Genomic DNA, 25982 nt, shown 5'->3' with positions numbered 1-25982 from the left:
GATGGCCAACGAGCAGGAGCTGCGGGACTACCTCAAGCGGGTCAGCGCCGACCTGCACCGCACGCGTCGGCGCCTGGCCGACGCGGAGGCGAGGAGCACCGAGCCCGTCGCGATCGTCGGAATGGCCTGCCGCTACCCCGGTGGTGTCAGCTCTCCCGAGGACCTGTGGCGGCTGGTGATCGAGGAGACCGATGCCATCGGCCCATTCCCCACCGACCGGGGCTGGGACCTGGACGGCTTCCACCACCCCGACCCCGACCACCCCGGCACCTGCTACGCCTCCGGGGGCGGGTTCGTCGACGACATCGCCTCGTTCGACGCGGCCTTCTTCGGTATCTCCCCGCGCGAGGCGCAGACCATGGACCCCCAGCAGCGGCTGCTGCTGGAGACCTCCTGGGAAGCGCTCGAACAGGCCGGACTCGACATCCACGCGCTGCGCGGCAGCCGTACGGGCGTGTTCGCCGGACTGAATCAGCAGGACTACGGCACCCTGCTCGCCGCCACCGCCGACGGGCTGGACAGCTACGGCGCCACCGGCACCTCCAACAGCGTCCTGTCCGGCCGCGTCTCCTACGCCCTGGGCCTGGAGGGCCCCGCCGTCACCGTCGACACCGCCTGCTCCTCCTCGCTGGTGACCCTGCACCTCGCCGTGCAGGCACTGCGCAACGGCGAATGCGACCTCGCTCTGGCCGGCGGGGCGACGACCCTGTCCACCTCCGCCGTCCACCTGGCCCTGTCCGGGCAGCGCGCACTGGCACCCGACGGCCGTTCCAAGGCCTTCTCGGCGGCCGCCGACGGCGCCGGCTGGAGCGAAGGCGTCGGCGTCCTCGCCGTCGAGCGGCTCTCCGACGCGCGCCGGCTCGGCCACCGCGTCCTCGCGGTGCTGCGGGGCAGCGCGGTCAACCAGGACGGCGCGTCCAACGGCCTGACCGCGCCCAACGGCCCCTCGCAGCAGCGGGTCATCCGCCAGGCGCTGGCCAACGCGGGCCTCACGCCCGCCGACGTGGACGTGGTCGAGGCACACGGCACGGGAACCAGCCTCGGCGACCCGATCGAGGCGGACGCGCTGCTGGCCACCTACGGCCGGGCGAGGCCGGCCGGCCGGCCGCTGTGGCTCGGCTCGCTCAAGTCCAACATCGGCCACAGCGGAGCCGCGGCCGGAGTGGGCGGCGTGATCAAGATGGTGCAGGCGCTGCGGCACGGCATCCTGCCCAGGACGCTGCACGCCGGGGAACCCACCCCGAACGTCGACTGGACCACGGGCGCCGTGGAACTCCTCGACCGGGCCCGCGACTGGCCCGCCTCCGGCACCCCCCGCCGGGCCGCCGTCTCCTCGTTCGGCATCAGCGGCACCAACGCCCACGTCATCCTGGAAGAGGACACCGCCGAGAACACCGGCGCGGAGAGTGGGGACGAGGAACCTCAAGCGTCCGGGGCCCCGGCCCCGCCGCTGCTGCCGTGGGTGCTCTCCGCGCGCAGCGAGCCCGCACTGCGCGGCCAGGCCCGCGCCCTGCACGCCCACCTGCTGGCCCGTCCCGAAGCGGCCGACGCCGACGTGGCCCTCTCACTCGCCACGACCCGCACCGGCCTCGAGCACCGGGCCGCCGTACTCGCCGCCGACCGGGAGGGGTTCCTCGACGCCCTGGACGCCCTCGCCGAGGACCGCCCCGCCGAAGGGGTGCTGCGCGGCACCCCCGCCGAGGGCAAGGTCGTGTTCGTCTTCCCCGGCCAGGGCGCGCAGTGGGCAGGCATGGCCCGCGAACTCCTCGACACCGCACCGGTGTTCGCCGCCAAGGCGGCCGAGTGCGCCGCGGCCGTCGAGGAGTTCGTGGACTTCCGGGTCCTCGACGTGCTGCGCGACGAGCCCGGCGCCGCGTCCATGGACCGCATCGAGGTCGTCCAGCCCGTGCTGTTCACCGTCATGGTGTCGCTGGCCGAGCTGTGGCAGTCCCACGGGGTACGGCCCGACGCCGTGGTCGGCAGCTCCCAGGGCGAGATCGCCGCCGCCCACGTCGCGGGCGCTCTCAGCCTCGAGGACGCCGCCCGCGTGATCTGCCTGCGCAGCCAGTTGCTCGCCGAGACCCTGGTCGGCGAGGGCGCCGTCGCGTCGGTGGCACTGCCCGCCGACGAGGTCCGCGAGCGGCTGCGGCGCTGGGACGGCCGGCTGTCCTTGGCCGGCGTCAACGGGCCCCGCCTCGTCGCCGTCGCCGGAGCCGACGCCGCGCTGGCCGAGTTCGTCGCCGAGTGCGCCCGCGACCAGGTGCGCGCCAGGACGGTGGCAGCCACCGTGCCGACGCACTGCGCCCTCGTCGACCCGCTGCGCGAGCGTTTGCTGGAACTGCTGGCACCGGTCCGGCCGCGCACCGGCACCGTGGCGCTGTACTCGACGGTGACCGGCGGCCTGCTCGACACGGCCACCATGGACGCCGACTACTGGTACGACAACACGCGCGCGCCGGTGCTCTTCGAGCCCGTCGTCCGCACCCTGCTCGCCGAGGGCCACAGCGCCTTCGTCGAGTCCAGCCCGCACCCGGTGCTGGCCATGGCCGTCGAGCAGACCGTCGACGACACGGGAGCACCCGCGGTCGTCGTGGAGTCCCTGCGGCGCGACGAGGGCGACCTCGGCAGGATCGCGACCTCCCTGGCCAAGGCCCACCTGGGCGGTGTCCGCGTCGACTGGAACACCGTGTTCGCCGGCACCGGCGCCCGCACCGTGGAACTGCCCACCTACGCCTTCCAGCGCACCCGCTACTGGGCCGAGGGCGCCGCCCGCTCCGGCGACGTGAGCTCCGTCGGGCTCTCCTCGGTCGACCACCCGCTGCTGGGCGCCCTGGTCCGGATGGCCGACGGCGACGGTGCCGTGCTCACCGGACGCCTGTCGCCGCGTACTCAGGGCTGGCTCGCCGCGCACGGCGTGTCCGGCCGGGTGATCTTCCCGGGCACCGGGTTCGTGGAACTGGCCGTGCTCGCCGGCGACCAGGTCGGCTGCGGCCGGATCGAGGAACTGACCCTGCACACCCCGCTCGTCCTGCCGCACACCGGAGCGACGGTCGTACAGGCGCACGTCGAGTCGGCCGACGAGACGGGGGCGCGCCCGGTCGGCGTGTACTCCCGACCCGAGGACGCACCGGCCGACACCCCCTGGACACAGCACGCCTCCGGACTGCTCGCCGCCGGGTCCGGCGGCGAGGACGGCGACTCGCTCGCCGGCATCTGGCCGCCGGAGGGCGCCGAGCCGGTGGACATCACCGGGATGTACGAGCGCATGGCCGAGGCCGGCTACCAGTACGGCCCCGAGTTCCGCGGCCTGCGCCAGGTGTGGCACCGCGACGGCGAGGTGTACGCCGAGGTGGCCCTGCCCGACGACCAGACGTCCGCCGCCGAACGCTTCGGCCTGCACCCGGCGCTCTTCGACGCCGCCCTGCACGCCATGTTCACCTGGGACGGCGACGACGGCGGCGGCGTCGGCATGCCGTTCTCCTGGACCGGGGTGCGACTGCACGCCACCGGCTGTGCGCGACTGCGCGTGCGGCTGTCCCGGCGCGGTGAGAACGAGGTCGCCGTGGCACTGGCGGACGAGGCGGGCGATCCCGTCCTGTCGGTCGACTCCCTCGTCGTGCGCCGGATGACCGAGGCCGCGCTGAGCACCGTACGCACCGACGCGCTCTACCGGCTCGACTGGAGGACCCTGCCCGCCCGGGAGCGGGAGCCCGCGCGCCGCCACGTGGTCCTCGGTGCCGACCCGCTCGGCGTCGGCACCGCCCTGCCCGGCGCCGAAGCCGTGGCCGGCATCGAGGAACTCGCCGCGCGCGTCGCCGCCGACCGCACCGCCGTCACCGCGCTGCTGCCCGTCGGCGGCGAACCGGCGGGCGACACGGCCGACACCGTCGTCGGCACCCTCGCCCTGCTCCAGGAGTGGATCGCCGACAGCCGCCTCGACGACTGCCGGCTCGTCGTGGTCACCCGCGGCGCCGTGGCGAGCGCGGCCGACGAGGACGTCACCGACCTCGCCGCCGCCGGAGTGTGGGGGCTGCTGCGCTCGGCGCAGAACGAACACCCCGGCCGCTTCGGCGTCGTCGACCTCGACCGGACCGCCGAGTCCGCCGCGGCGCTCGGCGCCGCCCTCGCCTCGGACGAGGAGCAGATCGCCCTGCGGGCCGGTGCGGCACGCACCCCGGCACTCACCCGCTGGGACGCGGCCGCGGCGATCGTGCCGCCGCCCGGGGAGAGCGCCTGGCGGCTGGAGAACACCAGGCCCGGCACCATCGAGGGCCTGACCGCGATGCCCTGCCCCGAACTCCTCGAACCGCTTCGGCCGCGCCAGGTGCGGATCGCCGTCCGCGCCGCCGGCATCAACTTCAAGGACGTGGTGGTCGCCCTCGACCTGGTGCCCGGACTGACCGGACTGGGCGGCGAGATCGCCGGCGTGGTCACCGCCGTCGGCCCCGACGTCACCCACCACCGGGTCGGCGACCGCGTCTTCGGCCTGTCCACCGAGGTGTTCGGCCCGGTGACCGTCGCCGACGAACGCACCGTGCACCGCATACCCGACGGCTGGGCCTTCGAGGAGGCCGCCGCCGTCTGCGTCGCCTACCTGACCGCCTACTACGGGCTCGTCGACCTCGGCGGCCTGCGCCCCGGCCAGTCCGTGCTCGTCCACGCCGCGGCCGGCGGCGTCGGCAGCGCCGCCGTCCAGCTCGCCCGCCACCTCGGCGCCGACGTCTACGGCACCGCCAGCCCGGGCAAGTGGGACACGCTGCGCGCCGCCGGACTGGACGCCGCGCACCTCGCCAACTCCCGCACCCTCGACTTCGAGCAGTGGTTCCTGCAGTCCACCGACGGACGCGGCATGGACATCGTCCTGGACTGCCTGGCCGGGGAATTCGTCGACGCGGGCCTCAGGCTGCTGCCCCGCGGCGGACACTTCCTGGAGATGGGCAAGACCGACAAACGCGACCCCGACCAGGTCGCCGCCGCCCACCCGGGCGTCACCTACCGGGCCTACGACCTGCCCGAAGCCGGCCTCGACCGCATCCACGAGATGCTGGCCACGCTCGCCCCGCTGTTCGCCGACGGCACCCTGCGCCCGCCGCCCCTCAACACCTGGGACATCCGCGAGGCCCGCGCCGCCTTCCGGGCCCTGAGCCAGGCCGCACTCGTCGGCAAAGCCGTGCTCACCGTCCCCGGCGACCCGTTCCCCACCCACGGCACCGTCCTGATCACCGGCGGCACCGGCACCCTCGGCACGCTGCTCGCCCGCCACCTGGTGACCCGGCACGGCATCACCAGCCTGCTGCTGACCAGCCGGCGCGGACCGGACGCCCCCGGCGCGGCCGAACTCGCCGAGGAACTGACCCGGGCCGGCGCCCGGGTGACCTTCGCGGCCTGCGACATCGCCGACCGCGACCAGGTGTCCGCCCTCCTCGCGGGCATCCCCGCCGATCAGCCGCTCACCGCCGTCCTGCACACCGCGGGCGCACTGGACGACGGCCTGATCGAATCCCTCACCGCCGAACGGACCAGGGCGGTGCTGCGCCCCAAGGTGACCGGCGCACGCAACCTGCACGAGCTCACCCGGGACCTCGACCTGAGCGCGTTCGTACTGTTCTCCTCCATGGCCGGCACCATGGGCGCACCCGGCCAGGGCAACTACGCGGCCGCCAACGTGACGCTGGACGCCCTCGCCGCGCACCGGCGCGCCCAGGGGCTGCCCGGGCTCTCCCTGGCCTGGGGCTTCTGGGAGCAGCGCAGCGAGATGTCCGGCCACCTCGACGACCGCGACATGCGCCGCATGAGCCGCGGCGGCGTCGTACCGATGAGCAGCGACGAAGGCCTCGCCGTCTTCGACCTCGCGTGCCGCTCCGGCCACGCCCACCTCGTGCCCGCCAAGCTCAACCCGGCCGCACTCGCCGGCACCTCCGGCCGGGTCCCGCCGGTCATGCGGGCCCTGGTGCCCTCCCCTACCCGTCGGACCGGCCGCCGGGCGGCCGAGGCCCAGGGCGGCTCGCTGCGCGAGCGGCTGGTGCCGCTCACCGGCACCGAACGCATGCGGATCCTGCTCCAACTGGTCCGCTCCCACGCCGCCACCGTGCTCGGGCACTCCGATGCCGAAGCGGTCGGCTCGACGGCACCCTTCCGCGAACTGGGCTTCGACTCGCTGACCGCCGTGGAGTTCCGCAACCGGCTGACCGGCGCCGTCGGCTTCCGGCTGCCCGTCACCGTGGTCTTCGACCACCCGACCCCCGGCGCCCTCGCGGACTTCCTCGCCGCCGAACTCCTCGGCGACCTGGACGAACCCGCGAGCCCCGCGGCCACCGCGCCCGCCTCCGCCCCACCCCGCACCGACGGCGAACCCCTCGTGATCGTCGGCATGGCGTGCCGCTACCCGGGCGGCATCACCTCGCCCGACGAACTGTGGGACCTCGTCATGGACGAGCGGGACGCCGTCTCCGGCTTCCCCGCGGACCGCAACTGGACCAGCGAACCGCCCGCCGACGGAGCCGTGCCGCAGCAGGGCGGATTCCTGGACCGCGTCGCCGACTTCGACGCCGCGTTCTTCGGCATCTCCCCCCGCGAGGCCCTGACCATGGACCCGCAGCAGCGGCTGCTCCTCGAGACGTCCTGGGAGGCGCTGGAACGCGCCGGCATCGCACCCGGCACGCTGCGCGGCACCCGTACCGGCGTCTTCGTCGGCGCGGCCGCCTCCGGTTACACCGGTCTCTTCCCGCGCGGCTCGCAGGCCCTGGCCGGCTACGGGGTGACCGGGGCCTCCGCCAGCGTGGTCTCCGGCCGCGTCGCCTACGTCCTCGGCCTCGAAGGGCCCGCGGTGACCGTGGACACGGCCTGCTCCTCGTCGCTGGTCGCCCTGCACACCGCTGCCCAGTCCCTGCGCGACGGCGACTGCGACCTGGCGCTCGCCGGCGGTGTCGCCGTGATGACCAGCCCCTTCCTCTTCGACGACTTCGCCAAGCAGGGCGGCCTCGCGCCCGACGGCCGCTGCAAGGCCTTCGCCGGCGCGGCCGACGGCACCGGCTGGGCCGAGGGCGCCGGCATCGTCCTGGTCGAGCGCCTGTCCGACGCGCGCCGCAACGGGCACCCCGTGCTCGCCGTGCTGCGGGGCAGCGCCGTCAACCAGGACGGCGCCTCCAACGGCCTCACCGCACCCAGCGGACCTTCCCAGCAGCGGGTGATCCGGCAGGCGCTCGAACGGGCCGGGCTGGCCGCCACCGACGTCGACGCCGTAGAGGCGCACGGCACGGGCACCACCCTCGGCGACCCCATCGAGGCCCAGGCCCTCCTCGCCACCTACGGCCAGGGCCGCGACGGGGCAGAACCGCTGCTGCTCGGCTCGCTGAAGTCCAACATCGGCCACAGCCAGGCCGCCGCCGGCGTGGGTGGCGTGATCAAGACGGTGCAGGCCCTGCGGCACGGAGTCCTGCCCCGCACCCTGCACGTCGACGAGCCGACCCCGCACGTCGACTGGTCCGCGGGCGCCGTCGAACTGCTCGCCGAGCCCCGGCAGTGGCCCGACACCGGCCGACCGCGCCGGGCCGGAATCTCCTCGTTCGGCGTCAGCGGCACCAACGCCCACATCATCCTGGAACAGGCCGCCGAACCGGAGCCCGCGGCCGCTCCCCGAACGCCCCTGCCGGTCACCCCGTGGCTGCTGTCGGGCCACGACGAACAGGCCCTGCGCGCCCAGGCGGCGACCCTGCTGACCCGTCTGCGCCGACACCCGCAGGGCACGGTCACCGACATCGGCCACACCCTGGCCACCCGCCGCACCGCACTGGAACACCGGGCCGCGCTGCCGGTCACCGACCGGGAGGAAGCCCTGGCCCGGCTCGCCGAGTTCGCGGCCGGCCGGAACCCGGACGGACTGCTGCGCGGCACCGCCGACGAAGGCGGCCTCGCCCTGCTGTTCGCCGGACAGGGATCCCAGCGGCAGGGCATGGGACGGGAGCTGTACGCCGCCTTTCCCGCGTTCGCCCGCGCCTTCGACGACGTCTGCGCGCACATCGACCCGCTGCTCGGCCGGCCGCTCGGCGAGAGCGTGTTCACCGCCGAGGCCGCCGAACTCGACCGGACCGCCCTCGCCCAGCCCGCCCTGTTCGCCCTCGAAGTGGCCCTGTTCCGGCTGCTGGAGGCCTGGGGCGTGGTCCCCGACTACCTCCTCGGGCACTCCGTCGGCGAGATCGCCGCAACCCACGCGGCGGGAGTCCTGGACCTCGCCGACGCCGCCCGGCTCGTGGTCGCCCGCGGCCGGCTCATGCAGGCCCTGCCCGCGGGCGGAGCCATGCTGGCCGTCCAGGCCGCGGAAGGCGAAGCCGCCACCGCGCTCACCACGGTGTCGTGCGAGCACGCCGACGCCGTCGACATCGCCGCCGTCAACGGCCCCCGCTCGGTGGTCTTCTCCGGAGCGGCCGCGGCCATCGACGCCCTGGAGACGCACTTCGCCGCGCAGGACAGGCGGACCCGGCGGCTCGGCGTCAGCCACGCCTTCCACTCGCCGCTCATGGTCCCCATGCTCGACGAGTTCGCCGACCTGGTCGCCGGACTGTCCTTCGCGCCGCCCCGCATCCCCGTCGTCTCCAACCTCACCGGAACCGTCCTGGGCGCCGACGAGTACACCGACCCGCAGTACTGGGTGCGGCATGCCCGGCACACCGTCCGGTTCGCCGACGGCGTGGCGGCCCTCACCGCGGCGGGCGTCACCTCCTTCCTCGAACTGGGACCGGACGCGACGCTCACCACGATGACCGAGGACTGCCTCGACACCGCTCCCGCGGGGGCGTGCACCTCGCTGCTGCGGCGCACCGGACCGGAACCCGACACCCTCCTCACCGCCCTGGCCCGCACCCACGTGCACGGCGTCGGCGTGAACTGGGACGCCGTCTTCGAAGGCACCGGAGCCCGGCCGGTGGACCTGCCGACCTACGCCTTCCAGCGGACGTCCTACTGGCCCGCCGAGTCCACCACGGAACGCGGCGACCTGTCCTCGGCCGGCCTGGACGGCACCGGACACCCGCTGCTCGGCGCCATGGTCCGCTCCGCCTCCGGCGGCGACACCCTGTTCACCGGCGAACTGTCCCTCGCCGCGCAGCCCTGGCTCGCCGACCACCGGATCCTGGACGCCGCCCTCTTCCCCGGCACCGGATTCCTCGCCCTCGCCCTGTGGACGGGCGACCGCCTCGGCGCGGGCCACGTCGACGAACTCGTCGTCCACAGCCCGCTCGTCCTGCCCGAGCGCGGCGGTGTCACCGTACAGGTCGTCGTCGGCGAGACGACGGACGAGGACCGCAGGCCGGTCGCCGTCTACTCCCGCCCCGCCGGCACCACCGAATGGACCCGCCACGCGGAAGGACTCCTCACCACCGCCCCCGCGCCGCGGCCGGCCGGCCCCCTCACCCCGTGGCCACCGCAGGGCGCCGAACCCGTCCCGCTGGACGACTTCTACGACCGCCTGGCCACCGCCGGCACCGCCTACGGGCCGGTGTTCCAGGGCCTGACCGCGGCCTGGCGGCTGAACGACGAGGTCTACGCCGAGGTGGCACTCCCCGCTCAGGCCGCCGACGACGCCGCGGCCTTCGGTGTCCACCCCGCCCTGCTGGACGCCGCCCTGCACACCCTCGCGTTCCTGCCCTCCGCCAACCGCGGCAGCGGCCCGTTCCTGCCGTTCGCCTGGCGGAACGTCGCCGTGTCCGCGCCGGGCGCCACCACCTGCCGGATCCGCCTCGCGGCCGCAACCGGCAGCGACGAGGTGAGAGCCACCCTCCAGGACGGCACCGGACAACCGCTCCTGTCCGTGGGCGGTCTGAGCCTGCGCGCCGTCTCCCGCGCCCAACTGGGCACGTCCGTGGCCTCGTCCCTGTTCCGCCTCCACTGGACGCCCGCGCCCCGGCCGGAGGCCACCGGCGCCCCGGCCGTCCGCTGGGCCGTCGTAGGCCCCGGCACCCCCCAGAGCCCCGACATCGACCACTACCCGGACCTCGCGGCCCTGCGCCGGCACCTCGCCGACGGCGGCCCGGCCCCCGACCAGGTCCTCCTGCCCTGCGCCCCCACCACCACCGGCGTCGACCCGGCCGCCGCACGCACCGCCGTGCACACGGCTCTCGACACGCTGCGCACCTGGCTCGAGGACGAACACCTCGTCAAGAGCAGGCTGGTGCTGTGCACCCGCGGCGCCGTCGAGGCCCGCCCCGGCGACGGCGTACCGGACCTGGCGCACAGCGCGCTGTGGGGCCTGGCCCGCAGCGCCCAGCTCGAGCACCCCGGCCGGCTGCTCCTGGCCGACCTCGACACCGCCACCACGCTCGACGACCTCACCCGGTCCCCGCTCCTGGCCGGGACGGAGACCACCGACACCGACCAGTTCGCCTTCCGCGGCGATGCGGTTCTCGTACCCGCCCTGGCCCGCCACATCGTCCAAGCCCCGGCACCCGAGGGCCCGTGGCCCACCGACGGCACCACGCTCGTCACCGGCGCCGGCGGCATGATCGGCGGACTGCTCGCCCGGCACCTCGTCCAGCGGCACGGCGTACGCAGTCTGCTGCTGCTGGGCCGCCGCGGCGAGGACACGCCCGGCATGGCCGACCTCCGCCGGGACCTGACCGAAGCGGGAGCCGACGTCCGCATCGCCGCCTGCGACACGGCCGACCGGGACGCCCTGGCCGCCGTACTCGACACGATCCCGCGGACGGCACCCCTGTCCGCCGTCGTGCACGCCGCGGGCGTCGTCGACGACGGGCTGCTCGCCTCGCTCACCGACGAGCAGGTCGACCGCGTCCTGCGGCCGAAGATCGACGCGGTGGTGAACCTGCACGACCTCACCGCATCCCTCGGCCTCGGCGCCTTCGTCGTGTGCTCCTCGCTCGCGGGAGCCCTCGGCGGCGGTGGCCAGTCCGCCTACGCTGCCGCCAACGCCTACCTCGACGCCCTGTGCCTGCGGCGCCGCGCCGACGGCCTGCCCGCGCTCTCGCTCGCCTGGGGCCCCTGGGAGAGCGACTCCGGCATGACCGCCCAGCTCTCCGCCGCGGACCTGCGGCGCATCGCCCGCTCGGGCATGCGGCCGCTCGCCCCGGAAGACGGCCTGGCCCTCTTCGACGCGGCCCACGGCGGCGGCGAACCGGTGCTGCTGCCCTTCCGGTTCGAGCCGGGCGGACTGTCCGCCGCCGACCGGGCCGTCCTGCCCCTGCCACTGCGCGCCCTGGTGCCGCGGCCGAGCCCCCGGGCCGCCGAGGCGCCCACCGGTTCCACCGGGCTCCGGGAACGGCTGCGGCCCCTGTCGCAGGACGACCGGGCCGGCGCCCTGGAGGACCTCGTCCGCACCGAGGTCGCCGCGGTCCTCGCCCTGCCCTCGACGGAGGCGGTCCCGGCCACCAAGGCGTTCAAGAGCCTCGGCTTCGATTCCCTGATGTCGGTCGACCTGCGCAACCGCCTCAGCGTCCTGACCGGGGTACGGCTTCCCGCCACCCTGGTCTTCGACCACCCCACCACGAGGGCCCTGGCCGCCGAACTGCTGGACGGCATCGAACTGGACCCGCCCACCGCCACCGACCCCGCCCTGATCGCTCTGCGGGACCTGGAGACCGCCGTCCGCTCCACGGAGCGCGGGACCGCCCAGGACCGAGGGGCGATGGCGACCCGGCTACGGGTGCTGCTGGCGACGCTGGAAGAGGCCGCCGAGGAGCAGCCGACCACCGACGTCGACCTCGAGTCGGCGAGCGCCGAGGAACTCGTGTCCCTGCTCGACGACGAGTTCGGCCTGTCCTGATCCCTGCCCCTATCCGCGCCACCGGCCCGGAACTTAGGGGTGCCCGTGGTCCAGAACTGGGGCCGGGATCCACGTCCCGGCCTCATAGCCTGCAAACAGGCCTGTCCTTGCGCATTGACGAAACACGTGAGTGGGAGTTGAGCATGAGCGGTTCCATGTCGGAGGTTGTCGACGCGCTGCGGGCCTCGCTGGTGGAGAACGATCGGCTGCGGCAGCAGAACCAGCGGCTCAGCGCGGCCTCCTCGGAGCCCGTCGCGATCATCGGCGTCGGCTGCCGCTACCCCGGCGGGGTGCGCGACACCGAGGGCTTGTGGCGGCTGGTCACCGAGGGCCGGGACGCCATGTCCGGGTTCCCCACCGACCGGGGCTGGGAGCAGTGGGACGTCCCCACGGCCCGGACGGGCGCCTTCCTCCACGACGCCGGGAACTTCGACCCCGACTTCTTCCGCATCTCACCGCGTGAGGCCATGGCGATGGACCCGCAGCAGCGGCTGCTGCTGGAGACGTCCTGGGAAGCCCTGGAACGGGCCGGCATCGACCCCGGCTCGCTCAAGGGCAGCCGCACCGGCGTCTTCGTCGGCGGGGCCCCGCAGGAGTACGGCGCCCTGGTCATGAACTCGGCCGAGGGCGCGGGCGGTTACGCGCTCACCGGCGCCCCCGGCAGCGTGCTGTCCGGCCGCGTGTCCTACGTGCTGGGCCTGGAGGGCCCCGCGGTGACCGTGGACACCGCGTGCTCGTCCTCCCTGGTCGCCCTGCACCTCGCCGTCAAGTCGCTGCGCACCGGCGAGTGCGACCTCGCCCTCGCGGGCGGTGTCCTGGTTCTGGTGACCCCCTCCATCTTCGCCGAGTTCTCCGCGACCGGCGGATCGGCCGGTGACGGCCGGTGCAAGGCGTTCGCGGCCTCGGCGGACGGGACCGGCTGGGGCGAGGGCGCGGGCGTCGTCGCCGTCCAGCGCCTCTCCGACGCGCTCCGCGACGGCAACCCGGTCCTGGCGGTGATCCGCGGTTCCGCGGTGAACCAGGACGGTGCGTCCAACGGCCTGAGCGCCCCGAACGGCCCCTCGCAGCAGCGGGTCATCCGCGCCGCCCTGGCCAACGCGGGCCTGACACCGGCGGACGTGGACATGGTGGAGGCGCACGGCACGGGCACGACCCTCGGCGACCCCATCGAGGCCGAGGCCCTGCTGGCCGCCTACGGCCAGAATCGCCCGGACGACCGGCCGCTGTGGCTCGGCACCCTGAAGTCCAACATCGGACACACTCAGGCCGCGGCCGGTATCTCCGGTGTCATCAAGGCCGCCCTCGCACTCCGGCACGGCGTCATGCCGAAGACGCTGCACGTGGACGAGCCGACGCCCGAGGTGGACTGGTCGGCGGGTGCGGTGGAGCTGCTGACCGAGGCGCGTGCCTGGCCGGAGACGGGACGGCCGCGTCGGGCGGGCGTGTCGTCGTTCGGCATCAGCGGCACCAACGCACATGTCGTCCTGGAACAGGCCCCCGAGACCCCTGAGACCCCCGAGGCGACCGTTCCGGAGGAACAGGCGGACGGCGCGGCGACGGCCGAGCTGCCGGTGACGCCGTGGGTGATCTCCGGACGGAACGAAGCGGCGCTGCGCGCACAGGCCGCACGACTGCTGGACCACCTCACCCGGCAGCCCGCCCTCAGCACCCAGGACGTGGGCTTCTCACTGATCGGGACACGGTCCGCGTTCGAGCAGCGTGCGGTCGTCCTCGGCACCGGCCGGGACGAACTGCTCGCCGCGCTGCGCTCGCTCGCGACCGGCACGGAAGGCCCCGGCACCGTGAGCGGCCGTGCCGACGGTGACGTGGGGAGCGGTGTGGTGTTCGTGTTCCCGGGTCAGGGTTCGCAGTGGGTCGGTATGGGGCGTGAGTTGTGGGACGCGTCGCCCGTGTTCCGGGCTCGTATGGAGGAGTGTGCGGAGGCGCTGGCTCCGTTCACGGACTGGTCGTTGCGGGATGTGGTGTTCCGTGACGGTGATGATCCGTTGTGGGCGCGGGTGGATGTGGTGCAGCCGGTGTTGTGGGCGGTGATGGTGTCGCTGGCCGCGGTGTGGCGTTCGTTCGGGGTGGAGCCGGCCGCGGTGGTGGGCCATTCGCAGGGTGAGGTGGCGGCCGCGTGTGTGGCGGGCGGGTTGTCGTTGGAGGATGGTGCGCGGGTCGTGGCGGTGCGTTCGCGGCTGGTGCGGGAGAGGCTGTCGGGCCGGGGCGGTATGGGTTCGGTGGCGTTGCCGGTGGCGGAGGTGGAGGAGCGGCTGGCCGGGTTCGGGGGCCGGGTGGGGGTCGCGGCGGTGAACGGTCCGTCGTCGGTGGTGGTCTCGGGTGAGACCGAGGCGCTGGAGGCGTTGCTGGCTCAGTGCGAGGAGGAGGGGGTGCGGGCCCGTCGTATCGCGGTGGACTACGCCTCCCACTCCGCCCAGGTGGACGCGCTGAACGAGGATCTGCTGGCGGAGCTGGCGGAGATACGCCCGCAGTCCTCGTCGGTGGCGTTCTATTCCACGGTGACGGGTGAGCGGTTCGACACCGCCGGGCTGGACGCGGGGTATTGGGTGGCGAATCTGCGGGAGCGGGTGAGGTTCGAGCCCGTGACGCGTCTGCTGGTGGAGAAGGGGTGTGGGGTTTTCGTCGAGTCGAGTCCGCATCCGGTGCTGGCGGTTGCGGTGTCGGAGACGGGTGAGGTGGTGGGCCGGCCGGTGTCGGTGGTGGGTTCGTTGCGGCGTGAGGAGGGTGGTGTCCAGCGGCTGTTGACGTCGCTGGCCGAGGCGTATGTCGCGGGCGTCGCGGTGGACTGGTCGTCGGTGTTCGCGGGCAGTGGTGCCCGTCGGGTGGACCTTCCCACCTACGCCTTCCAGCACCAGCGCTACTGGCTGGATGACGTGGTGCTGCCGGGGCAGGGTGGGGACGGCCCTTCCGATCCGGTGGATGCCGCGTTCTGGGGGGCCGTGGAGCGGGCGGACGTCGACGGTGTGGCCTCGCTCGTCGACGGAGTCGACCAGCGGACGTGGGAGAACGTCGTCCCGGCGCTGTCGGCCTGGCGCAACGGTCGTCGGGCGCAGACGACCATCGACTCGTGGCGGTATCGGACGGTGTGGCGTTCGGTGGTGATGCCGTCGGTGGGTTCTTTGAGTGGTGTGTGGTTGGTGGTGGGCCGGGGTGGTGGTGGTCCGGTGGCGGAGGTTGCGGAGGCGCTGAGGGTGGCGGGTGCCGAGGTGCGGGTGCTTGATGTTGCGGCGGGGGTGACGCGTGGTGAGTTGGCGGAGCGTTTGAGGGGTGTGGGTGAGGTCGCTGGTGTGGTGTCGTTGTTGGCGTGGGGTGAGGGTGATGAGGTGTTGGCCTCGTCGTTGGTGTTGGTGCAGGCGTATGGGGATGCGGGGTTGTCGGCGCCGGTGTGGGTGTTGACCCAAGGTGCGGCGGTGGTTGGTGCGGGTGATGTGGTGTGTGCGGGGCAGGTGGCGTTGTGGGCGTGGGGGCAGGTTGCGGGTCTGGAGTTGCCCGGGGTGTGGGGTGGGCTGGTGGATGTTCCGGCGGTGTGGGACGGGCGGGTGTCCGCGCATCTGGTCGGGGTGTTGGCGGCGGGTGGGGGTGAGGATCAGGTCGCGGTGCGTTCTTCGGGTGTGTACGGGCGGCGTTTGGTGCGTGCGCCGTTGGGTGTGAATGCGGAGGTGGTGCGGGGGTTCGTGCCGCGGGGGACGGTGTTGATCACTGGTGGTACGGGTGGTGTGGGTGGGCATCTGGCGCGTTGGCTGGCGGGTGAGGGGGCCGGCCGGCTGGTGTTGGTGAGTCGTCGTGGGGCTGACGGGGAGGGTGTTGCGGAGTTGGTGGAGGAGTTGGCGGGGTTGGGTGCCGAGGTGGAGGTGGTGGCGTGTGATGTGACCGATCGTGCGGGGCTGGCGCGGGTGATCGAGGGTGTTCCGGCCGAGCATCCGCTGACGGCGGTGTTCCACGCCGCCGGGGCGTCTGGCTATGCGGTGGTGGCCGAGTCGGATCCGGAGCATTTCGCGCGGGTGATGTCGGCTCGTGTGGTCGGTGCTCGTCATCTGGACGAGTTGACGGCCGGGTTGGAGCTGGACGCGTTCGTGGTCTTCTCGTCGGGTGCGGCGGTGTGGGGCAGTGGCGGCAATGGTGCGAACGCGGCCGCGGGTGGTTTCCTCGACGGGTTGGTGCGGGAGCGTCGGGCGCGGGGTGTGGTGGGGACGTCGGTGTCGTGGGGTGGCTGGCAGGCCACGGGTATGGCGGAGGGGGAGACGGCGGCGCAGTTGTCGCGTCGTGGTGTGCGGTTGCTGGATCCGGTGACGGCGGCGCGGGCGTTGCGTCAGGTGCTGGAGCAGGACGAGGTGTCGGTGACGGTCGCCGATATGGACTGGGCGTTGTTCACTCCGGGTTATGCGATGGCGCGGCGGCGGCCGCTGATCGAGGACGTGCCCGAGGCCGCTCGGGCACTGCGTGAGATCTCGGAGACCGAGGCGGGGTCCGGGGACGAGACGGCGGGTGCGGGGTTGCGGGAGCGGCTCGCGGGGCTGACCGAGGCGGAGCAGCGGGCGTTGTTGCTGGGGCTGGTGCGGCAGGAGGCCGCGCAGGTGCTGGCGCACGGGACGACGGCGGAGATCACGCCGAGCCGGCCGTTCAAGGACCTGGGCTTCGACTCGCTGACCGCGATGGAACTGCGCAACCGGATGTCCAAGGCGACCGGCCTGCGCCTGCCCGCCACCCTCGTCTTCGACCACCCCGATCCGGCACGACTGGCCGCCATGCTGCGCACCGAACTCGTCGGCAGCGAGACGGGTCCCGGCAACGAGCCGGCCTCGATGCGACCCGTGGACGACGAACCACTCGCGATCGTCGGCATGGCCTGCCGCTACCCCGGAGGCGTACTCGACACCGAAGGCATGTGGCGACTGCTGGCCGAAGGCGGGGACGAACTGTCCGCCTTCCCCACGGACCGGGGTTGGGAGCGCTGGGGCGCTCCCGCGGTCGACCGGGCCGGATTCCTCCAGGGGGCCGGTGACTTCGACGCTTCCTTCTTCGGTGTCTCCCCACGGGAGGCCACCTCGATGGACCCGCAGCAGCGGCTGCTGCTGGAGGTGTCGTGGGAGGCCGTGGAGAAGTCCGGCATCGACCCGCACTCACTGCGCAGCACGGCCACCGGTGTCTTCGTCGGTGGCGGCCCCCAGGACTATCCCGCCGTGCTGATGGGCTCGTCCGAGGCCGGCGGCGGATACGGCATGACCGGCGCGCTCGGCAGCGTCATGTCCGGCCGTGTCTCCTACGTGCTGGGTCTCGAAGGGCCCGCGGTCACCGTCGACACGGCCTGCTCGTCCTCGCTGGTCGCGCTGCACCTTGCGGCACAGTCCCTGCACAACGGTGAATGCGATCTGGCGCTGGCGGGAGGCGTGACCATCATGGCCACGCCGGGCGCCTTCGCCGAGTTCGACACGTTGGGCGGTATGGCAGGCGACGGCCGCTGCAAGGCGTTCGCGGCCTCGGCGGACGGTACCGGCTGGGGCGAGGGCGTCGGCATGGTCGTCGTGGAGCGTCTGTCGGACGCACGCCGCAACGGCCACGAGGTGCTGGCGGTGATCCGTGGCTCGGCGATCAACCAGGACGGTGCGTCGAACGGCCTGAGCGCCCCGAACGGCCCCTCGCAGCAACGGGTGATCCGTACGGCACTGGCCAACGCGGGCCTCAAGCCGGCCGACGTCGATCTGGTGGAGGCGCACGGAACGGGCACCAAGCTGGGCGACCCGATCGAGGCCCAGGCGCTGCTGGCGACCTACGGCAAGAACCGTCCGGACGACCGGCCACTCTGGCTCGGTTCCGTGAAGTCCAACTTCGGCCACACCGGCGCCGCTGCCGGCGTGGCGGGCGTCATCAAGTCCGTACTCGCCCTGCGACACGGCCTGATGCCGAAGACGCTGCACGTGGACGAGCCGACGCCCGAGGTGGACTGGTCGGCGGGTGCGGTGGAGCTGCTGACCGAGGCGCGTGCCTGGCCGGAGACGGGACGGCCGCGTCGGGCGGGCGTGTCGTCGTTCGGCATCAGCGGCACCAACGCGCACGTGATTCTGGAGGAGGCGCCGCAGGCCGGTCCGGTGGAACCGGAGGCGGAGAGCGGGGTGGCGCCGGTGTCGTCGCCGGTGGTGCCGTGGGCGCTGTCGGGCCGGACGGAGGCGGCGCTGCGGGCGCAGGCGGCGCGGCTGGTGGAGCGCCTGGAGCGTGATCCCGACGCGTCCTGGCTGGACGTGGGGTGCTCGCTGGTGCGGACGCGGTCGGCGTTCGAGCAGCGTGCGGTGGTGCTGGGCGCCGGCCGGGAGGAGTTGCTGGCGGGGGTGCGTGCGGTCGCCGGGGGCACGCACGCGCCGGGAGTGGTCACCGGGCGGGCCGCCGACTGCGGTGTGGTGTTCGTGTTCCCGGGTCAGGGTTCGCAGTGGGTCGGTATGGGGCGTGAGTTGTGGGACGCGTCGCCGGTGTTCGCGGAGTCGATGGTGGCGTGTGAGCGTGCGCTGGCTCCGTTCACGGACTGGTCGTTGCGGGATGTGGTCTTCCGTGACGGTGATGATCCGTTGTGGGCGCGGGTGGATGTGGTGCAGCCGGTGTTGTGGGCGGTGATGGTGTCGCTGGCCGCGGTGTGGCGTTCGTTCGGGGTGGAGCCGGCCGCGGTGGTGGGCCATTCGCAGGGTGAGGTGGCGGCCGCGTGTGTGGCGGGCGGGTTGTCGTTGCAGGACGGTGCGCGGGTCGTGGCGGTGCGTTCGCGGCTGGTGCGGGAGAGGCTGTCGGGCCGGGGCGGTATGGGTTCGGTGGCGTTGCCGGTGGCGGAGGTGGAGGAGCGGCTGGCCGGGTTCGGGGGCCGGGTGGGGGTCGCGGCGGTGAACGGTCCGTCGTCGGTGGTGGTCTCGGGTGAGTCCGAGGCGTTGGAGGCGTTGCTGGCTCAGTGCGAGGAGGAGGGGGTGCGGGCCCGTCGTATCGCGGTGGACTACGCCTCCCATTCGGCGCAGGTGGACGCGTTGAACGAGGATCTGCTGGCGGAGCTGGACGGGATCCGGCCGGTGTCGTCGTCGGTGGCGTTCTATTCGACGGTGACGGGTGAGCGGTTCGACACCGCCGGGCTGGACGCGGGGTATTGGGTGGCGAATCTGCGGGAGCGGGTGAGGTTCGAGTCCGTGACGCGTCTGCTGGCCGAGTTGGAGCATCAGGTCTTCGTGGAGTCCAGCCCGCATCCGGTGCTGACCGTGGCGGTTCAGGAGACGGTGGAGGGTGTGTTCGGCGCTGGGACCGCGGTGGGTTCGTTGCGGCGTGAGGAGGGTGGTGTCCAGCGGCTGCTGACGTCGCTGGCCGAGGCGTACGTCGCCGGGGTTCCGGTGGACTGGTCGTCGGTGTTCGCGGGCAGTGGTGCCCGTCGGGTGGACCTTCCCACCTACGCCTTCCAGCACGAGCACTACTGGCTCGACGACGCCGTACTTCCGGGGCAGAGCAGCGGTGGTGGCGCGGCCGACCCGGTGGACGCCGCGTTCTGGGGAGCGGTGGAGCGGGCGGACGTCGACGGCGTGGCCTCGCTGGTCGACGGAGTCGACCAGCGGACGTGGGAGAACGTCGTCCCGGCGCTGTCGGCCTGGCGCAAGGGGCGACAGGATCGGGCAGTGCTGGATTCCTGGCGGTATCGGACGGTGTGGCGTTCGGTGGTGATGCCGTCGGTGGGTTCTTTGAGTGGTGTGTGGTTGGTGGTGGGCCGGGGTGGTGGTGGTCCGGTGGCGGAGGTTGCGGAGGCGCTGAGGGTGGCGGGTGCCGAGGTGCGGGTGCTTGATGTCGCGGCGGGGGTGACGCGTGGTGAGTTGGCGGAGCGTTTTAGGGGTGTGGGTGAGGTTGCTGGTGTGGTGTCGTTGTTGGCGTGGGGTGAGGGTGATGAGGTGTTGGCCTCGTCGTTGGTGTTGGTGCAGGCGTATGGGGATGCGGGGTTGTCGGCGCCGGTGTGGGTGTTGACCCAAGGTGCGGCGGTGGTTGGTGCGGGTGATGTGGTGTGTGCGGGTCAGGTGGCGTTGTGGGCGTGGGGGCAGGTTGCGGGTCTGGAGTTGCCCGGGGTGTGGGGTGGGCTGGTGGATGTTCCGGCGGTGTGGGACGGGCGGGTGTCCGCGCATCTGGTCGGGGTGTTGGCGGCGGGTGGGGGTGAGGATCAGGTCGCGGTGCGTTCCTCGGGTGTGTACGGGCGGCGTTTGGTGCGTGCGCCGTTGGGTGTGAATGCGGAGGTGGTGCGGGGGTTCGTGCCGCGGGGGACGGTGTTGATCACTGGTGGTACGGGTGGTGTGGGTGGGCATCTGGCGCGTTGGCTGGCGGGTGAGGGGGCCGGCCGGCTGGTGTTGGTGAGTCGTCGTGGGGCTGACGGGGAGGGTGTTGCGGAGTTGGTGGAGGAGTTGGCGGGGTTGGGTGCCGAGGTGGAGGTGGTGGCGTGTGATGTGACCGATCGTGCGGGGCTGGCGCGGGTGATCGAGGGTGTTCCGGCCGAGCATCCGCTGACGGCGGTCTTCCACACCGCCGGTGTGGCCGGTTACGGCTTGGTGGGGGAGGTGGACGCGGGTGAGATGCGGGTGCAGATGGCCGCGAAGACGCTGGGTGCTCGTCATCTGGACGAGTTGACGGCTGGGCTGGAGCTGGACGCGTTCGTGCTGTTCTCGTCGGGTGCGGCGGTGTGGGGCAGTGCGGGTAACAGCGTGTACGCGGCGGCGAACGCGTATCTGGACGGTCTGGCGTGGGAGCGTCGGGCGCGGGGTGTGGTGGGGACGTCGGTGTCGTGGGGTGGCTGGAAGGCCACGGGTATGGCGACCGATGGTACGGCGGAGCAGTTGGAGCGTCGTGGTGTGCGGGCGATGGAGCCGGCGTTGGCGGTGGAGGCGCTGCGTCAGGTGCTGGAGCAGGACGAGACGGCCATGACGGTGACGGACATGGACTGGGGGAGGTTCACCCCGGGGTATGTCATGGCGCGTCGCAGGCCGTTGATCGAGGACATACCCGAGGTCGCACAGGCCCTCGCCGAGGAGACCGACCACACCACCGGCGACGACTCGGGCGGTTCGGCCTTCCGGGCGGAACTGGTGGCACTCGGCCGGGCTGAACAGCTCGACCTGCTGCTGGACCTGGTGCGCGACGAGGCCGCCGGCATCCTGGCCCACTCCTCCGCGGCCGAGATCACGCCCGCCAGGCCGTTCAAGGAACTGGGCTTCGACTCGCTGACCGCGATGGAACTGCGCAACCGGCTCAACGCGGCGACCGGCCTGCGGCTGCCCGCCACCCTCGTCTTCGACTATCCCAACCCGCGACAGCTCGCCGCACATCTGCAAGGTGAACTCGTCGGCGGCGACACCGCCGCCGCCCGGGTCGAGACCGTCCGGGCGTCGACCGACGAGCCGCTCGCGATCGTCGGCATGGCCTGCCGCTACTCGGGCGGTGTGACCTCCCCCGAAGACCTGTGGCAGATGGTCGTGGAGGACCGGGAGGGGATGTCCGACTTCCCCTCCTACCGAGGCTGGGACCGCTGGAACCTCGGCAGCCTCCGTCGCGCGGGCTTCCTGCACGAGGCGGGCGACTTCGACGCCGGGTTCTTCGGGATCTCACCCCGCGAGGCCATGACGATGGACCCGCAGCAGCGGCTGCTGCTGGAGACTTCCTGGGAGGCCGTGGAGAGGACCGGCATCGATCCGACGTCACTGCGCGGCAGCGACACCGGAGTCTTCGTGGGCGGTACCGCGGTCGAGTACGGCGCCCTGCTCATGAACTCGCCGACCAGCCAGGGCTACGCCGTCACGGGTTCCTCCGGAAGCGTGATGTCCGGGCGTATCTCCTACGCACTCGGCTTCGAGGGGCCCGCCGTCAGCGTGGACACGGCGTGCTCGTCCTCCCTGGTCGCCCTGCACCTCGCCGCCCAGGCCCTGCGTAACGGCGAGTGCTCCCTCGCACTGACCGGCGGCGTCGGCCTCATGGCCACGCCGGGCGCGTTCGCCGAGTTCGACACGCTCGGTGGACTCTCGCAGGACGGACGCACCAAGGCCTTCGCGGCCTCGGCGGACGGCATCGGCTGGGGCGAGGGCGTCGGCATGGTCGTCGTGGAGCGTCTGTCGGACGCACGCCGCAACGGCCACGAGGTGCTGGCGGTGATCCGTGGTTCGGCGATCAACCAGGACGGTGCGTCGAACGGCCTGAGCGCCCCGAACGGCCCCTCGCAGCAGCGGGTGATCCGTACGGCCGTCGCCAACGCGGGTCTGACCCTGGCCGACGTCGACATGGTGGAGGCGCACGGCACGGGTACGACCCTCGGCGACCCGATCGAGGCCCAGGCGCTGCTGGCCACCTACGGCCAGGACCGCGCGGACGGCCGGCCGCTGCGGCTCGGTTCCGTGAAGACCAACATCGGCCACACCGGCGCCGCTGCCGGCGTGGCGGGCGTCATCAAGTCCGTACTCGCCCTGCGACACGGCCTGATGCCCAGGACGCTCAACGTGGACGAGCCGACACCCGAGGTGGACTGGTCGGCGGGTGCGGTGGAGCTGCTGACCGAGGCGCGTGCCTGGCCGGAGGGCGAGCGACCGCGCCGCGCTGGCGTCTCCTCGTTCGGGATCAGCGGCACCAACGCGCACGTGATCATCGAAGAGGCACCGGCGGAGGAGGAGACACCGGACCGGCCCGACGCCGAAGGGCCGACGTCCCCGGCGCTGGTCACACCCGTTGTCCCCTGGGTGATCTCCGCCCGGTCCACAGGCGCCCTGCGCGGCCAGGCCGAGCGTCTGCACGACCTGGTGGAACGTACGCCGGACCTCGACGCCGCGGACGTGGCGTTCTCCCTTGCGACGACGCGTGCCGACCTGGAGCACCGTGCCGTGGTGCTGGGTGGCGACATGGCGGCCCTGACCGAGCGAGTCCGCGCCCTCGCGGCCCGGGAACCGGCCCCCGACGTGATCGCGGGCACTGCCGAAGCCAACGGTCGCATCGTGTTCGTGTTCCCGGGTCAGGGTTCGCAGTGGGTCGGTATGGGGCGTGAGTTGTGGGACGCGTCGCCGGTGTTCGCGGAGTCGATGGTGGCGTGTGAGCGTGCGCTGGCTCCGTTCACGGACTGGTCGTTGCGGGATGTGGTCTTCCGTGACGGTGATGATCCGTTGTGGGCGCGGGTGGATGTGGTGCAGCCGGTGTTGTGGGCGGTGATGGTGTCGCTGGCCGCGGTGTGGCGTTCGTTCGGGGTGGAGCCGGCCGCGGTGGTGGGCCATTCGCAGGGTGAGGTGGCGGCCGCGTGTGTGGCGGGCGGGTTGTCGTTGCAGGATGGTGCGCGGGTCGTGGCGGTGCGTTCGCGGCTGGTGCGGGAGAGGTTGTCGGGCCGGGGTGGTATGGGTTCGGTGGCGTTGCCGGTGGCGGAGGTGGAGGAGCGGCTGGCCGGGTTCGGGGGCCGGGTGGGGGTCGCGGCGGTGAACGGTCCGTCGTCGGTGGTGGTCTCGGGTGAGTCCGAGGCGCTGGAGGCGTTGCTGGCTCAGTGCGAGGAGGAGGGGGTGCGGGCCCGTCGTATCGCGGTGGACTACGCCTCCCACTCCGCCCAGGTGGACGCGCTGAACGAGGATCTGCTGGCGGAGCTGGCGGAGATACGCCCGCAGTCCTCGTCGGTGGCGTTCTATTCGACGGTGACGGGTGAGCGGTTCGACACCGCCGGGCTGGACGCGGGGTATTGGGTGGCGAATCTGCGGGAGCGGGTGAGGTTCGAGCCCGTGACGCGTCTGCTGGTGGAGAAGGGTTGTGGGGTTTTCGTCGAGTCGAGTCCGCATCCGGTGCTGGCGGTTGCGGTGTCGGAGACGGGTGAGGTGGTGGGCCGGCCGGTGTCGGTGGTGGGTTCGTTGCGGCGTGAGGAGGGTGGTGTCCAGCGGCTGCTGACGTCGCTGGCCGAGGCGTATGTCGCGGGCGTCGCGGTGGACTGGTCGTCGGTGTTCGCGGGCGGTGGTGCCCGTCGGGTGGACCTTCCCACCTACGCCTTCCAGCACCAGCGCTACTGGCTCGAGGGCGTCACCGTCGGTGGTGAGATCGGTACCGCGTCGACGGACGAGGTGGACGCCGCCTTCTGGGACGCCGTCGAGCGCGAGGACTTCACTGATCTCGCCCAGGTACTCGACACCTCCGACAGCCTGGACGCTGCTTCCCTCAAGGCCGCAGAGGCCTGGCTGCCGACGCTGTCGGCCTGGCGCAAGGGCCGTCGGGCGCAGACGACCATCGACTCGTGGCGCTACCGCACCGAATGGCGTGCCACCGGTACCTCCCTCACCGCTCGCCTGAGTGGTGTGTGGTTGGTGGTGGGCCGGGGTGGTGGTGGTCCGGTGGCGGAGGTTGCGGAGGCGCTGAGGGTGGCGGGTGCCGAGGTGCGGGTGCTTGATGTCGCGGCGGGGGTGACGCGTGGTGAGTTGGCGGAGCGTTTTAGGGGTGTGGGTGAGGTTGCTGGTGTGGTGTCGTTGTTGGCGTGGGGTGAGGGTGATGAGGTGTTGGCCTCGTCGTTGGTGTTGGTGCAGGCGTATGGGGATGCGGGGTTGTCGGCGCCGGTGTGGGTGTTGACCCAAGGTGCGGCGGTGGTTGGTGCGGGTGATGTGGTGTGTGCGGGTCAGGTGGCGTTGTGGGCGTGGGGGCAGGTTGCGGGTCTGGAGTTGCCCGGGGTGTGGGGTGGGCTGGTGGATGTTCCGGCGGTGTGGGACGGGCGGGTGTCCGCGCATCTGGTCGGGGTGTTGGCGGCGGGTGGGGGTGAGGATCAGGTCGCGGTGCGTTCCTCGGGTGTGTACGGGCGGCGTTTGGTGCGTGCGCCGTTGGGTGTGAATGCGGAGGTGGTGCGGGGGTTCGTGCCGCGGGGGACGGTGTTGATCACTGGTGGTACGGGTGGTGTGGGTGGGCATCTGGCGCGTTGGCTGGCGGGTGAGGGGGCCGGCCGGCTGGTGTTGGTGAGTCGTCGTGGGGCTGACGGGGAGGGTGTTGCGGAGTTGGTGGAGGAGTTGGCGGGGTTGGGTGCCGAGGTGGAGGTGGTGGCGTGTGATGTGACCGATCGTGCGGGGCTGGCGCGGGTGATCGAGGGTGTTCCGGCCGAGCATCCGCTGACGGCGGTCTTCCACGCCGCCGGGGCGTCTGGTTACGCGGTGGTGGCCGAGTCGGATCCGGAGCATTTCGCGCGGGTGATGTCGGCTCGTGTGGTCGGTGCTCGTCATTTGGACGAGTTGACGGCCGGGTTGGAGCTGGACGCGTTCGTGGTCTTCTCGTCGGGTGCGGCGGTGTGGGGCAGTGGCGGCAATGGTGCGAACGCGGCCGCGGGTGGTTTCCTCGACGGGTTGGTGCGGGAGCGTCGGGCGCGGGGTGTGGTGGGGACGTCGGTGTCGTGGGGTGGCTGGCAGGCCACGGGTATGGCGGAGGGGGAGACGGCGGCGCAGTTGTCGCGTCGTGGTGTGCGGTTGCTGGATCCGGTGACGGCGGCGCGGGCGTTGCGTCAGGTGCTGGAGCAGGACGAGGTGTCGGTGACGGTCGCCGATATGGACTGGGCGTTGTTCACTCCGGGTTATGCGATGGCGCGGCGGCGGCCGTTGATCGAGGACGTGCCCGAGGCCGCTCGGGCACTGCGTGAGATCTCGGAGACCGAGGCGGGGTCCGGGGACGAGACGGCGGGTGCGGGGTTGCGGGAGCGGCTCGCGGGGCTGACCGAGGCGGAGCAGCGGGCGTTGTTGCTGGGGCTGGTGCGGCAGGAGGCCGCGCAGGTGCTGGCGCACGGGACGACGGCGGAGATCACGCCGAGCCGGCCGTTCAAGGACCTGGGCTTCGACTCGCTGACCGCGATGGAACTGCGCAACCGGATGTCCAAGGCGACCGGCCTGCGCCTGCCCGCCACCCTCGTCTTCGACCACCCGAATGCCCAGCGCATCGCCGAACTCCTGCACACGGAACTCGCCAAGGACGGACAGCAGGGCCTCAGCGACGTTCTCGACATCAGGCGGGAGCTGACGCGCATCGGGGAAGCGCTGGACGGTGTGGCCACCGACCCGCAGGCGCGTGAGGACATCGCCGAGCACCTCCGTACCCTCGTCGCCCAGCTCAGCGCCGCTGAGACGGACGCCACCACCGATCTCGACGCCGTCACGGACGACGAGATCTTCGACTTCATCGACCGCGACCTGGGCCTGTCCTGAACAGGCATCAGATGGATCCT

The 25982-nt window shown here is 72.8% G+C and carries 2 protein-coding genes; both read left to right on the top strand.

All coding sequences use genetic code 11. The annotated features are described in order from the left end of the window. The first annotated feature begins 1 nt into the window (after position 1). Positions 2-11773, top strand: a complete 11772-nt coding sequence (locus B1H29_RS11760) for a type I polyketide synthase (RefSeq protein WP_055417835.1) — start codon at positions 2-4, stop codon at positions 11771-11773. A 143-nt stretch (positions 11774-11916) separates the two neighbouring features. Then, positions 11917-25962, top strand: a complete 14046-nt coding sequence (locus tag B1H29_RS11755; protein WP_079160170.1) for a type I polyketide synthase — start codon at positions 11917-11919, stop codon at positions 25960-25962. Positions 25963-25982: the final 20 nt, after the last annotated feature.

It is taken from the genome of Streptomyces pactum, from assembly GCF_002005225.1.
Classification (GTDB): Bacteria; Actinomycetota; Actinomycetes; order Streptomycetales; family Streptomycetaceae; genus Streptomyces; species Streptomyces pactum_A.
Note: the sequence above shows the minus strand (reverse complement) of the source record. Positions and strands in the feature narration are given on the sequence as shown.

What these genes read in the sequence shown, in the direction of transcription:
- B1H29_RS11760 (WP_055417835.1), top strand. Translation starts at nt 2, where the DNA reads ATGGCCAACGAGCAGGAGCTGCGGGACTACCTCAAGCGGGTCAGCGCC.
- B1H29_RS11755 (WP_079160170.1), top strand. Translation starts at nt 11,917, where the DNA reads ATGAGCGGTTCCATGTCGGAGGTTGTCGACGCGCTGCGGGCCTCGCTG.